The 13,387-nt window shown below is 65.5% G+C and carries 12 protein-coding genes and 1 pseudogene; 5 read left to right on the plus strand and 8 right to left on the minus strand.

What is annotated here, in order from left to right:
• Positions 1–8 precede the first annotated feature (8 nt).
• Positions 9–911, minus strand: coding sequence for a succinate--CoA ligase subunit alpha (gene sucD / locus AC5Y47_RS17465; protein ID WP_499945421.1), 903 nt, complete (start codon positions 909–911; stop codon positions 9–11).
• A 17-nt stretch (positions 912–928) separates the two neighbouring features.
• Complete coding sequence (gene sucC, locus AC5Y47_RS17470) at positions 929–2,092, minus strand: ADP-forming succinate--CoA ligase subunit beta (RefSeq protein WP_499945422.1); 1,164 nt, start codon at positions 2,090–2,092, stop codon at positions 929–931.
• 291 nt (positions 2,093–2,383) lie between these two features.
• Between sucC and AC5Y47_RS17475 the strand changes: the two genes are divergently transcribed.
• Both AC5Y47_RS17475 and AC5Y47_RS17480 read left to right on the plus strand, forming a co-directional pair.
• Complete coding sequence (locus AC5Y47_RS17475; RefSeq protein WP_499945556.1) at positions 2,384–3,421, plus strand: M23 family metallopeptidase; 1,038 nt, start codon at positions 2,384–2,386, stop codon at positions 3,419–3,421.
• A gap of 3 nt (positions 3,422–3,424) precedes the next feature.
• Positions 3,425–3,994 (plus strand): hypothetical protein, encoded by a 570-nt coding sequence (locus AC5Y47_RS17480; protein WP_499945423.1) that lies wholly within the window; start codon positions 3,425–3,427, stop codon positions 3,992–3,994.
• Between the two features lie 5 nt (positions 3,995–3,999).
• Here AC5Y47_RS17480 and pcrA read toward each other — a convergent pair whose 3' ends face one another.
• Entirely contained in the window at positions 4,000–6,315 is a 2,316-nt protein-coding gene (gene pcrA, locus AC5Y47_RS17485; protein ID WP_499945424.1) for a DNA helicase PcrA, read from the minus strand.
• A 271-nt stretch (positions 6,316–6,586) separates the two neighbouring features.
• Here pcrA and AC5Y47_RS17490 point away from each other — a divergent pair, with 271 nt between their 5' ends.
• From AC5Y47_RS17490 to pgi, 3 genes are all read left to right on the plus strand, one after another.
• Positions 6,587–6,901, plus strand: coding sequence for a chorismate mutase (locus AC5Y47_RS17490; RefSeq protein ID WP_499945425.1), 315 nt, complete (start codon positions 6,587–6,589; stop codon positions 6,899–6,901).
• A gap of 62 nt (positions 6,902–6,963) precedes the next feature.
• Positions 6,964–7,926, plus strand: coding sequence for an esterase family protein (locus tag AC5Y47_RS17495; RefSeq protein ID WP_499945426.1), 963 nt, complete (start codon positions 6,964–6,966; stop codon positions 7,924–7,926).
• Positions 7,927–7,957: 31 nt separating this feature from the next.
• On the plus strand, positions 7,958–9,616 hold the full coding sequence (pgi, locus tag AC5Y47_RS17500) for a glucose-6-phosphate isomerase (protein ID WP_499945427.1): 1,659 nt from the start codon (positions 7,958–7,960) through the stop codon (positions 9,614–9,616).
• Positions 9,617–9,686: 70 nt separating this feature from the next.
• On the opposite strand, the gene AC5Y47_RS17505 is transcribed toward pgi, so the two are convergent.
• The 5 genes and pseudogenes from AC5Y47_RS17505 to cobF all read right to left on the minus strand — a co-directional run bounded on the left by AC5Y47_RS17505 (position 9,687) and on the right by cobF (position 13,291).
• Positions 9,687–10,436: an SDR family oxidoreductase gene (locus tag AC5Y47_RS17505; RefSeq protein ID WP_499945428.1), complete on the minus strand. Its 750-nt coding sequence runs from the start codon at positions 10,434–10,436 to the stop codon at positions 9,687–9,689.
• Between the two features lie 9 nt (positions 10,437–10,445).
• Positions 10,446–10,913, minus strand: coding sequence for a zinc finger domain-containing protein (locus AC5Y47_RS17510; protein ID WP_499945557.1), 468 nt, complete (start codon positions 10,911–10,913; stop codon positions 10,446–10,448).
• A gap of 153 nt (positions 10,914–11,066) precedes the next feature.
• A pseudogene (locus AC5Y47_RS17515) lies at positions 11,067–11,309 on the minus strand (DNA-formamidopyrimidine glycosylase family protein); the annotation flags it as partial.
• 32 nt (positions 11,310–11,341) lie between these two features.
• A complete protein-coding gene (locus AC5Y47_RS17520; RefSeq protein WP_499945430.1) occupies positions 11,342–12,349 on the minus strand; it encodes a PE family protein in 1,008 nt (335 codons plus the stop codon).
• Between the two features lie 186 nt (positions 12,350–12,535).
• Entirely contained in the window at positions 12,536–13,291 is a 756-nt protein-coding gene (gene cobF, locus AC5Y47_RS17525; RefSeq protein WP_499945432.1) for a precorrin-6A synthase (deacetylating), read from the minus strand.
• Positions 13,292–13,387 lie beyond the last annotated feature (96 nt).

Consider the following 13,387-nt stretch of genomic DNA (forward strand, 5'->3'; position numbering starts at 1 on the left):
GGGAAGCGTTAGAGCGACTGCAGAATTTCTCGCGCCAGCGCCGCCGTCTCCGACGGCGTCTTGCCGACCTTCACCCCGGCCGCCTCCAGCGCTTCCTTCTTGGCCGCCGCCGTGCCCGATGAGCCGGACACGATCGCGCCTGCGTGGCCCATGGTCTTGCCCTCGGGCGCGGTGAATCCCGCGACATAGCCGACGACCGGCTTGGTCACGTTGGCCTTGATGAAGTCGGCCGCCCGCTCCTCGGCGTCACCACCGATCTCGCCGATCATCACGATCAACTTGGTGTCGGGGTCCTTCTCGAACGCCTCGATGGCGTCGATGTGCGTGGTGCCGATCACCGGGTCGCCGCCGATGCCGATCGAGGTGGTGAACCCGAAATCGCGCAGCTCATACATCATCTGGTAGGTCAGGGTGCCCGACTTCGACACCAACCCGACCGGGCCCGGCCCGGTGATGTTGGCGGGGGTGATGCCGACCAGCGACTGTCCGGGGCTGATGATGCCGGGGCAGTTCGGTCCGATGATGCGGGTCTTCTTGCCCTTTTCGACGTTGTAGGCCCACGCATACGCGCTGTCCTGCACCGGGATTCCCTCGGTGATGACCACCAGCAGCGGGATCTCGGCATCGATGGCCTCGATCATCGCGTCCTTGGCGAACTTCGGCGGCACGAAGATGATCGAGACGTCCGCGCCGGTCTTCTCGATCGCCTCGACGACGGTGCCGAACACCGGCAGCTCGATGTCCTTGTCGTCGGCGTCCTTGTGCGACACCGTGGTGCCGGCCTTGCGGGCGTTGACGCCGCCCACGATCTGGGTGCCGGCCTTGAGCATCCGTGCGGTGTGCGTGGTGGCCTCGGCCCCGGTGATGCCCTGGACGATGACCTTGTTTTCGGAGGTCAGGAAAATAGCCATTGGGTTATCTCTCTTTGTCAGGCGTTCGCGAGCTGGGCGGCTTTATCGGCACCGGCGTCCATCGTCTCGGCCTGGATGACCAGCGGATGGTTGGCTTCGGCCAGGATGCGGCGGCCTTCTTCCACGTTGTTGCCGTCCAACCGCACCACCAGCGGCTTGTTGGCCTCGTCACCGAGGATTTCCAGCGCCTTGACGATCCCGGTGGCGACCGCGTCGCACGCGGTGATGCCGCCGAAGACGTTGACGAACACGCTCTTGACTTCCGGGTCGCCCAGGATCACGTCCAGTCCGGCCGCCATCACCTCGGCCGACGCGCCGCCGCCGATGTCCAGGAAGTTGGCGGGCTTGACGCCGCCGTGCTTCTCCCCGGCGTAGGCGACGACGTCCAGGGTCGACATCACCAGACCGGCGCCGTTGCCGATGATCCCGACCTCACCGCTGAGCTTGACGTAGTTGAGGTCGTGTTCCTTGGCCTTGAGTTCCAGCGGGTCGGTGGCTGCGCGGTCCTCGAATTCGGCGTGGCCGGGCTGACGGAAGTCGGCGTTGGCGTCCAGCGTCACCTTGCCGTCCAGCGCCAGGATCTTGTCGTCCGGCGTGCGCACCAGCGGGTTGACCTCGACCAAGGTCGCATCCTCGCCGACGAACACCCCCCACAACTTCTCGATCGTGACGGCGGCGGCGTCGAGCACCTCGGCGGGCAGGTGACCCTGCTCGGCGATGGAGCGCGCGAAGTCCCGATCGACGCCCTTGACCGCGTCCACCGCAACCTTGGCGAGCCGGTCGGGTTTGGTCGCGGCGACCTCTTCGATCTCCATGCCACCCTCGACCGAGCACATCGCCAGGTAGCTGCGGTTCGCCCGGTCCAGCAGGAAGGACAGGTAGTACTCCTCGGCGATGTCGCTGGCCTCGGCGACCAGCAGTTTCTTAACGATGTGGCCCTTGATGTCCAGGCCCAGGATGTTCTTGGCGTGCTCGTAGGCCTCCTCCGGGGTGGCTGCGTACTTCACGCCGCCGGCCTTGCCGCGTCCCCCGGTCTTGACCTGGGCCTTGACCATGACGGGCTTGCCGACTTCCTCGGCGATGGCACGCGCACCTTCGGCGGTGTCGGTCACGCGGCCCTGCGTACCGGGCACTCCGTGCTTGAGGAACAATTCCTTGGCTTGATACTCGAACAGATCCATGGGCGTCACTGCCTTTGCTCGGCTTAGTTACTAGTCCAGTGGGGCGGCGTCCCGTTTCGGTACCTCGCCCCGAGGAACTGTATCGGCACCCGAATTGCACTTTGCCGCCGCATCCACCGCTGTGGCGCAGGTCACCGAACCTCGATCTGGCTCAAACCGTGATACAAGTCACAAAATCGGTCAGTTTCCATACCGAGGTTGCCACCCTCCCCCGTTTGCGGATACCGTCTCAGGGTCCAGATAACGTTATGGTTACGAACCGAGGACATTCCAGCTTTGTCCCAGCACCGAATCGCCCGCTCTGCCAGCGCAGTAGCAGTCCGAGCACCCCGGGACCGGTGGCTGCATCATCACCGCAACGAAGTCACCGAGATCATCCCGTTAGATGGCTTTGATGAACTCGACGACATGGAACTCGCCGATCTCGACGACCTCGACTTCGGGGATTCCGAGTTCGACATCGATGAGCAGCTGCTGCAGGCCCCCGAACTCGACGACCTGAACGACACCGACGATCTGACTCCGCTGTGGCTGGCCGCGCCGGCCACCGAGGTGCTCACCCGGGTAGTCGTCGAACCCAAGGCCGTTGAGGTCACCGATGTCATCCCGGTGCCCCGCCGAGGGGGAAGCCACCGCAAGCAGCCGACCACCGCCGCCAAGGGGCGTCTGCTGATCGGCGCAATGGCCGCCGGCGCGGCCGCCGCTGCGACACACACCGCGCTCAACCAGTCCGACACACCCAAGATCGAGACGGTGCTGACCGCCAACGCGTCGACGATGTCCGGCGGGTCCCCCGGCGCCAACGCGCCGCGAGGAGCGCAGGTCATCGCCGCCCAACCGGGCAACGTCACGGTCCACAACGAAGAATTCGCCCGCGGCGTGGCCTTCGCGCAGGAGCGCGCGCAGCGCGAGGCGCGGTTGCAGCAGCCGCTGTACGTCATGCCGACCAAGGGGATCTTCACGTCGAACTTCGGCTACCGCTGGGGCGTGCTGCACGCCGGCATCGACCTCGCCAATTCGATCGGCACCCCGATCTACGCGGTGTCCGACGGCGTGGTCATCGACGCCGGGCCGACCGCCGGCTACGGCATGTGGGTCAAGCTGCAGCACGCCGACGGCACCGTCACGCTCTACGGCCACGTCAACACCACGCTGGTCAGCGTCGGGGAGCGAGTGATGGCCGGCGACCAGATCGCGACGATGGGAAACCGGGGCTTCTCCACCGGCCCCCATCTGCACTTCGAGGTCCTCCTCGGCGGCTCGGAGCGGATCGACCCGGTGCCGTGGCTGGCCAAGCGCGGATTGTCCGTCGGCAACTACGCCGGCTGACCGGTGACCGAGCCGACCGATCCGGCTACGCCCGAGACCCCCGAGTCTTCCGACGAACCACGAACGCGGATCATCCGGCGCGCACCGACCGGCCCGCTTCCGTCGATACCGGCTTCGGCGCAGACCACGCAGATAATCCGGCGCGCACCATCCTCAGATGCGGCGCGTGCCAACGTGTTTCCGGCCCTTCCCCGGGCACTGGCCGCTGAGCCGTCACCCCGGACGGCCGTGGCAGCCAGCGCCGTCAGCATCGTCAGCGGCTGGGCCACGTCTGTCGTCGCTACCGAACTGATCGCCGGCTGGTGGCGGTCCGACCGGTTGTTCTGCGTCGCGGTCGGCTTCCTGGCCCTGGTCTTCGCGATCACCACCGTGTCCGGGGTGATCATGCTGCTGCTACGCCGTCCGGTGGGCCGTTATCTCGTGGTGGCCGGGGCGGTGGTCGCGCTGCTGACCTATCTCGGCGTGTTCATCGCGGGAGCAAAGGTGGCCGGACTGGTGCATCTGCTGCCGCTGTTGCCGGTCGCGGGCGGGGTGCTGGCGATACTGCCCCAGACCAGACGCTGGGTGGAGTAGCAGGGCTACAGCTTGCTGATCGGAGCGTGGTTGTGCATCAGCTTCACCCGCCCGGCACTGCCGAAGTCGATCAGCGACATCGCCGACTCACCCGCACCGGAGACCTCTTCCACGCGGCCCAGCCCATACTTGTCGTGGGTCACCCGATCGCCGGGTTCGAGCACGATCAGCGGCCGCTTACTCGCACCGGATCGGGTCGGGGCGCTCCGGGGGGTCCCGAACCGGCCCGCGCCGCTGACCGGCGCGCTGAACGAAGCCTTGGGCGCGGTGCGCCGCCAGTCGAGGAGCTGCTGTGGAATCTCGCGCAGGAAGCGGGATTCCGGGTTCAGCATCGGCTGTCCCCACGACGAGCGGACGATGGCCCTGCTCACATACAACCGCTGCCGGGCGCGGGTGATGCCGACGTAGGCCAGCCGCCGTTCCTCGGAAAGCTCTCTCGGGTCGTCCAGCGCCCGCATGTGCGGGAACATGCCGTCCTCCCAGCCGGTCACGAACACCACCGGGAACTCCAGCCCCTTGGCGGTGTGCAGCGTCATCAACGTGACCACACCGGAGCCGTGCTCAGGGATCTCGTCGGTGTCGGCCACCAAGGACACGCGCTCGAGGAACGCTGCCAGGGCACCGGTGTCGGGCACGTCCTCGTCGTCGGGGTCGGTCTCGGCTGCCAGCGCCGCCGCGTTCGCCTGATCGATGCTGAATTCGTGTGCGACGCTGACGAGTTCGTTGAGGTTGTCCAGTCTGGCCAATTCCTGCGGGTCGCTTGACGACTCCAGCTCGCGGCGGTAGCCGGTGCGGTCCAGGACCGCTTCGACGAGATCGCCGAGGTCGTCGTCCAGATGCCCCCGCAACTCGTCGAGGAGTTCGACGAAGCCGGCGATGCACTTCTCGGCGCGGGTGTTGAGCATCGGGACCTTGCCCTGCGCCGCGGCCTGCAACGCGTCGGCGAAACTGCTGCCGGTGTTCTCGGCGTACACCGCCACACATGCCTCGGCGCGGTCGCCGATGCCACGCCTGGGCGTGTTGAGAATGCGCCGCATGCTGACCGCGTCACCCGGGTTGTCCAGCACCCGCAGATAGGCGACGATGTCGCGGATCTCCTTGCGTTCGTAAAAGCGCACTCCCCCAACGACTTTGTACGGAATCCCGGCGCGGATGAAGACCTCTTCCAGCGACCGTGACGAGTTGTTGGTGCGGTAGAAGACCGCGACGTCGTTGTAGGTGATCTCACCGCGGTCGGCGAGCGCGTCGATCTCGTCGGCGACGAACCTGGCCTCGTCGTGCTCGTTGTCGGCGACGTAGCCGACGATCAGTTCGCCCTCGCCGGCGTCGGTCCACAACCGTTTCTCGCGGCGTCCCGAGTTGCACGCGATCACCGAGTTGGCCGCCGACAGGATGTTCTGCGTGGAGCGGTAATTCTGTTCCAGCAGAATGGTTATCGCGTCCGGGTAGTCGCGTTCGAAGTCCTCGATGTTGCGGATGGTGGCACCGCGGAACGCATAGATCGACTGGTCGGCGTCGCCGACCACGCACAGTTCACCAGGCGCGACACCGTCCTGGGTGTCGCGGCCCACCAATTCCCGCACCAACACGTACTGCGCGTGGTTGGTGTCCTGGTACTCGTCGACCAGGACGTGCCGGAACCGTCGCCGGTAGTACTGCGCGATCTCGGGAAAGGTCTGGAGCACGTTGACGGTCTCGCCGATCAGGTCGTCGAAATCCAGTGCGTTGGCCGCCCGCAACCGGCGTTGGTATTCCCCAAAGACCGAGGCGACGGTGCGCGCCAGGTCGTCGGACTCGTCGGTCAGATCGGACACCGCCTGCTCCGGGTCGATCAGTTCGTTCTTCAGGTTGGAGATGGCGTTGGCGAGTAACCGGGGCGAGTAGCGCTTGATGTCCAGGCCCATGTCGCGGCCGATCATCTGCAGCAGCCGACGGGAGTCGTCGGCGTCGTAGATGGAGAAGTTGGAGTTGAGACCTTTGATCAGCGAAGCCTGGTTGCGCAGGATGCGTACGCACGACGAGTGAAAGGTCGACACCCACATGTATCGCGCCCGGTTGCCGACCAGATTGACCACACGTTCGCGCATTTCCGCGGCGGCCTTGTTGGTGAAGGTGATGGCCAGGATCTGACCCACCCCGACGCCACGCTCGGCGATCAGATAGGCGATGCGCCGGGTCAGCACCGCAGTCTTGCCCGAACCGGCGCCCGCGACGATCAGCAGCGGCGAGCCCTGGTGGACGACAGCCTGGCGCTGTTGCGGATTGAGTCCGTCGAGGAGTTGTTCGGCTTCGGATCTTGCCTCAGTTGCGTGCACACTCATGTCGGTCCAAACTTACCGCCGCCCGCCGACACCTCGCAGAATCAGGCCGCGTATGTCCGTTCGGGCTTGACTCATTCGACAGACCAGGCATTTTTCGTGCATATTTTTGCGCGCGCGTGGCCCTTGGTGGAACACTCGGGTCGTGCTCAACGTGCAGCCCCGATTTTTCTATGGGTACCCCCCAGCGGTGCCCGTGGTCTAGCTGCTATCGCAGAGCCCCGTGGTCCGCTTCCGGATTCGGGGCTCGTCTCTTGTGTGAGGCCCAAACCGGATGAGACCAGAACCCCCACCTCACGAAAATGCGGAGATAGCAGAAATGAACACCGAGACCCTCGATACCCAGCAGCTCGATATCGACCAATTGCGCGAAGAGATCGACCGGCTCGACGCCGAGATCCTCGCGGCCGTGAAGCGGCGCGCCGAAGTGTCCCAAGCGATCGGGCGGGCCCGAATGGCGTCCGGAGGCACCCGGCTGGTGCACAACCGCGAAATGAAAGTCATCGAACGCTACAGCGAGCTGGGTCCCGACGGGAAAGATCTGGCGATGTTGCTTTTGCGTCTGGGCCGGGGACGACTCGGCCACTAAACGGTTACTCCCGCCGTTACATTCGGTGAATCGCGCGTTTGCCGGAGTAAATTTCGCCGGAAATGGTCACGGCAATAACGATTGGGTTTTCGCCCGTGCGCCGGCTGATTTTGCTGTCGGTCGTGACCCTGCTTGCCTTGGGCTGCAGTTCGGCGACCTCGTCCGCGTGGTCGAGGCAGGGCCAGCCGATCGAATACCTGATGGTCCCGTCGGCGTCGATGAACCGCCAGATCAAGGTGGAATATCAGGGCGGCGGCACGCACGCGGTCTATTTGCTCGACGGGATGCGGGCCCGTGACGACTTCAACGGCTGGGATATTCATCTGCCGGTGTTCGAATGGTTCACCCAGTCCGGCCTGTCGGTGGTGATGCCGACCGGCGGAACGGCGAGCTTCTATTCCGACTGGTATCGCCCGGCCGTGGGCGGCAACGGAACGCAGACCTACAAGTGGGAAACCTTTCTGACCCAGGAGTTGCCGGTTTGGTTGGCGACGAACAAGGGCGTCAGTCAGACGGGCAACGCGGTGGTGGGTGCGTCGATGAGCGGCTCGGCGGCGCTGATCCTGGCCGCCGACCATCCGCAACATTTCGTCTATGCGGCTTCAATGTCGGGCTTCCTCAACCTGTCCGCCGGGAACTGGCCTGCCCTGCTCAGCGCCGTGCAGTTGGGCGCCGGAGGCTTCCGCTCCGAGGCCATGTGGGGCCCGCCGGGCGACCCAGCCTGGGCCGACCACGACCCCACGGTCAATGCCGCCAAACTCGTCGCCAACAACACCCGGATCTGGATCTATACCGGCAACGGCGACGATCGCGATCTGGGCACCAAGCTGGATGCCAGTCTGCTGGAAAGCGCTACCCGCATCAGCAACAAGGTGTTCCAGGCGCGCTACCAACTCAAGGGTGGCCACAACGGGGTGTTCAATTTTCCCGCCAACGGCACGCACACCTGGTCGTACTGGGGTCAACAACTGCAGGCGATGTTGCCCGATCTGCAACAAGTGCTCGGCAGTCCGCATCCACCCTGACTCGTCCCCGATGCCGCATTAGGGTCGAACTATGACCTCCGAGCCATCAGACATCACCGCCACCCCGGCCTGGGACGCCCTGCTCAAGCACCATGATCAGATCGGAGAAACCCACCTACGGCAACTCTTCGACGACGATCCGGACCGGGGCCGCGAACTCACCCTCACCGTCGGCGACCTCTACATCGACTACAGCAAACATCGCATCACCCGCGAGACGGTGCAGCTGCTGGTCGACCTGGCGCGGACGGCGAAGCTGGAAGAGCGCCGCGACGCGATGTTCGCCGGCTCCCGTATCAATACCTCCGAGGACCGGGCCGTGCTGCACACCGCGCTGCGGCTGCCCCGCGATGCCGACCTGATCGTCGAGGACCAGAACGTCGTGAGGGACGTCTACGAGGTGCTCGACGCCATGGGCGATTTCACCGACAAGCTGCGTAGCGGCGACTGGAAAGGCGCCACCGGCGAGCGGATCAGGACCGTGGTCAACATCGGCATCGGGGGCTCGGACCTGGGACCGGTGATGGCCTGTCAGGCGCTGCGTCACTACGCCGACGGGGGCATCGCGGCACGCTTCGTCTCCAACGTAGATCCGGCCGACCTGGTCGCAACATTGGCTGACTTAGACCCTGCCACAACACTTTTCATTGTCGCCTCCAAGACGTTTTCGACATTGGAGACCCTGACCAACGCAACCGCGGCGCGCCGCTGGCTCACCGAGGCGCTCGGCGACGACGCCGTGGCAAAGCATTTCGTCGCCGTGTCCACCAACAAGAAGCTGGTCGACGACTTCGGGATCAACACCGACAACATGTTTGGGTTCTGGGACTGGGTCGGCGGACGCTATTCGGTGGACTCGGCGATCGGACTTTCGGTCATGGCGGTGATCGGCCGAGAAGCGTTCGCGGACTTCCTGTCCGGGTTCCACATCGTCGACGAACACTTCCGGACCGCCCCCCTGCAGTCCAATGCGCCTGCGCTGCTCGGCCTGATCGGCCTGTGGTACTCCAACTTCTTCGGGGCCCAATCCCGCGCGGTACTGCCCTATTCCAACGATCTGGCCCGGTTCGCGGCCTACCTGCAGCAGCTGACCATGGAGTCCAACGGTAAGTCGACCCGCGCCGACGGTTCCCCCGTCACCACGGATACCGGCGAAATCTATTGGGGCGAGCCGGGAACCAACGGCCAGCACGCCTTCTACCAACTGCTACACCAGGGCACCCGGCTGGTCCCGGCCGATTTCATCGGGTTCAGCCAACCCCTCGACGACCTGCCGACCGCCGAGGGCGACGGCAGCATGCACGACCTCTTGATGAGCAACTTCTTCGCTCAGACGCAAGTGCTGGCGTTCGGCAAGACCGCCGAGGAGATCGCCGAGGAAGGAACGCCGGACGACGTGGTGCCGCACAAGGTAATGCCCGGCAACCGTCCGTCGACGTCGATCCTGGCAAACCGCCTGACGCCTTCGGTACTCGGCCAGCTGATCGCGCTCTACGAGCACCAGGTGTTCACCGAGGGCGTGGTGTGGGGTATCGACTCGTTCGACCAGTGGGGTGTGGAACTGGGCAAGACGCAGGCCAAGGCCCTGCTGCCGGTGATCACCAGCAACGATGCACCGGAGAAGCAGTCGGACAGCTCGACCGACGCGCTGGTGCGCCGCTACCGAAGCGAACGAGGCCGCGCGTCTTAACTTGCGCGAGCAGACGCAAAAGCACCCATTTCGTACCGAAATGAGGGGCTTTTGCGTCTGCTCGCGGGACTCAGGCGAACCGCTTGGTCATCGGCGGCGGCAACACCCGCATCAGCTGCACCAGCGGCGCCCACGGCCACCGCGGCACCGCGGCGCGGCCGGGTTCGCGTTCGATCGCGTCGACGAGTGCCCGGACGCCGGTTTCGTTGTCCACCATCAGCATTGTGCTGTTGGATTTGGCCGTCATCTCCGACTCGATGTAACCCGGCTCGATCACAGTGACTTTGATCGGCCCCTTGTGGTACTCCGCGCGCAGCGACTCGCCCAGCGAGGTCAGACCCGCCTTGCTCGCACAGTAAGCAGCCTTGACACCCGGTACGCCTCTGTTGCCGAGCACCGAGGAGATCAGCACCAGGTGTCCCGAGCCGGAGCCGATGAACATTTCCAGCGCGGTCTCGATCTGCACCAGCGCCGCAACCAGATTGGTCTCCAGCGTCGCCTTGTTCGCCCACACCTTGCCCGACCCCAGCTTCGCGCCCTTGCCGACACCGGCGTTGACGATCACCCGGTCGATGCCGCCCAGCTCGTCGCCGAGTTCGGCGAACACCTTCGGGATCTGATCATGGTCGTTGACGTCCAGCGCCGCCACCGCGATCTTGATCGACGGATGCTGTTGCAACAGTTCGGCTTTGAGTTCTTCCAGCCGGTCGGTGCGGCGGGCGCACAGCGCCAGATCACGGCCTTTGGCGGCGAAAGCCCGGGCCATCCCGGCGCCCAGACCGGAACTGGCCCCGGTAATCAAGATTTTCTGGCGAGTCACCGGGGCAGACTACTTGAGCAGCCTTGACATGCGCCGATCGGCCAGTACTTTGCCGCCGGTCTGGCAGGTCGCGCAGTACTGAAACGATTTGTCCGCGAACGACACTTCGCGCACCGTGTCACCGCAGACCGGACAGGGCAGACCGGTGCGGGCATGTACCCGCAGGCCGGAGCGCTTCTCACCCTTGAGGGTTGCTGCGCCCTGGCCGACGGATCGGCTCACCGCGTCGGTCAGCACGGAGATCATCGCGTCGTGCAGCACGACGACTTGTTCGTCGCTCAGTTTCGCCGCCGTGGCGAACGGCGAGATGCGCGCGACGTGCAGTATTTCGTCGCTATAGGCGTTGCCGATACCCGCGATGATCTTCTGGTCGGTGATGACGGTCTTGATCCGGCCGGTATTGCCGGCCAACACCCGGGCCAGATCCTCGGGCCCCAGTTCGAGCGCGTCCGGCCCCAGGGCGGCGATCTGCGGCACCTGCTCGGGATCGCCGACCAGCCACACGGCCAGACGTTTCTGGGTGCCGGCTTCGGTCAGGTCGAACCCCGGTGCTTCGCCCGGAGTGCCGAGGTGCACACGCAACGCGATAGGACCCTTGCCCGGGCGCAGCGGCGCCGCGGCCAGCTTGTCCGACCACCGCAACCATCCCGCCCGGGACAAGTGAGTGATCAGCCACAAGTCGCCGGCTTGCAGGCCCAGGTACTTGCCCCACCGGGAAGCGCCGACAACGGTCTGGCCGTGCAGCGCATTGATCGGCGGGTCGAAGGTCTTGAGCACCGACAACGCGGCGACGTCGACGCGGCCTACCGGCAAGCCGACGGCGTGCCGGCGCAGATGGTCGACCAGCGCTTCGATCTCGGGGAGTTCGGGCACCCGTCCAGTCTGCCGGTTGTGGCTAGGGGGTGTCAGGCCTGTTGACGAGTTCCGTCGACAACGCCGGCCGAGTTTCCGAGATCTGCATTCCCGGCGAAGAAGCTTCCCTCACCGGTAGCGAAGGGGACCTGGCCATTCGCGCCCAACGCCGCGCTTCCCCCGGCTCCACCGTCGCCGAACAGCGCGGTGTTCGAACCGAGCGCATGGTCGCCGTACAACCACCCACTGTTGCCGCGCAGCCCGGTGTGACCGTCGTTGTCGACCTGCTCACTGTGACTGCTCGCGGCCGGCGCAGCGCTCGCACCGGTTTGCGCGCCGGCGAGCGCAGTGCCGCCTGCTACCCCGGTCTGACCCGGACCGAAGACCACGGGACCGACTCCGCCGAGACCGGCGGCATTTCCGTCCACTCCGGCAACGGGGCCGTCCACCGCGGCAGCGACGGGGAGCGCAGTCACGGGAGGTGGCGCAGTCGGTGCGCTGACCCCTGTCCCGGCACCGGGGAGGAATCCGCCCGGATTCGAGCTGACGCCACCGGTCCCTGCGGCCCCGTTCGGACTCGCCGCGCCGTGCACCCCTGCACCGGCCGCAGCGGCGTTGGCGCCGGTACCGATCTGGACGTAGGTTCCGCCGTTGGTGGTCAGCAGGACCTGCTCGTCACTGTTGCCCGCAACCGGAGCGGCGGACCCGCCGGCGGGTGCCCCCCCGGCCAGCGCTTGAAGTGGCGCACTGATACCCGACGCGGCTTCCTGCATTGTCGCGTTGAGCGCTTCCGCGGTGGCGTACTGGGTCGCACCACCGCTCATCAATTCGACGAACTGCTGGTGGAATAGTGCGGCCTGTTGACTGAGAACCTGATATGCCTGGGCGTGTGAACTGAACAGCGCGGCGATCGCGGCCGAAATGTCGTCGGCTCCCGCAGCCAGCACCGCTTCCGTGGGGGCGGCCGCAGCCGAACTGGCAGCGTTGATCGACGAACCGATGCTGGCCAGATCCGTGGCCGCGGCAGCGACCCAATCCGGCGTAGCAAACACAAACGACATTCGACGACCTCTCCCGACTGCGAGCTCGCATTCAGCACGTGTATAGCACGCCAAATGAATGGTAACCCGACGTACGGTGCCGGGAGCGCGCGTTCTCGGAATCCCGGTTGCGCAAATCCCAAGCTATGAAACGGACACGTCCCAAATTGGGGCGCATATGCCGACGAATAGGCCCATTGAGCGCCGTCAGCCTTCGCATTCGCCGGACGAGCGCAGCAGATACGTGTCCATGATCCAGCCGTGCTGAGCACGGGCCTGCGCACGCATTTCGACGATGCGCGCTCCGACCTCCCCGACCGTCCCGGCCACCAACAACTCGTCGGCGGTCCCGAGGTAGGCGCCCCACCAGATCCGCGTGGACGGCGCGCATGCCTGAAAAGAGCAGTCGGCATCGAGCATCACGACGGTCGAGCCGGCGAGACCGTGCGCATTTAACTTCCGTCCGGTGGTGACCAGTACCGGTTCGCCCACGTCATTGAGCGGGATGCGGTGACGCGCGGTCAGTGCCTGAACTGCGGTGATGCCCGGGATGACGTCGTAGCTGATCTCGACCTCGTCCGCGACCCGGTCCAGGATGCGCAGCGTGCTGTCGTAGAGCGACGGGTCGCCCCAGGCCAGAAAGGCTCCGACGCCGTCAGGTTCCAGTTCCGTTTCGATGGCCGTCGCCCAGAGACGGGCGCGGGACGCGTGCCAGTCCGAGACGGCCTGCCGGTAGTCGGTGCCCGAGGCGCGCCGCGGGTCGGGCAACTGGACGAATCGGTATCCGGGCTTGCGGATGAACCGCGCGCAGATCTTCCGGCGCAGCTCGACGAGGTCGCTCTTGGCCTCGCCTTTGTCCATCGCGAAGAACACGTCGGTGTCGTTGAGTGCGTCGATCGCCTGCACGGTCACATAGTCCGGGTCACCAGCACCGATGCCGATGACGTGAATGTGCCGGCTCATAGGGCCTCAACCTAATCGAGAACCTCATCGAGACCGCGCGCCGTCTAGCCGAGACCGCCGGTACCCAGTACCCTGGGTATTGACTATCGAGTGTGA

The organism is Mycobacterium sp. NGS22 (assembly GCF_059813095.1).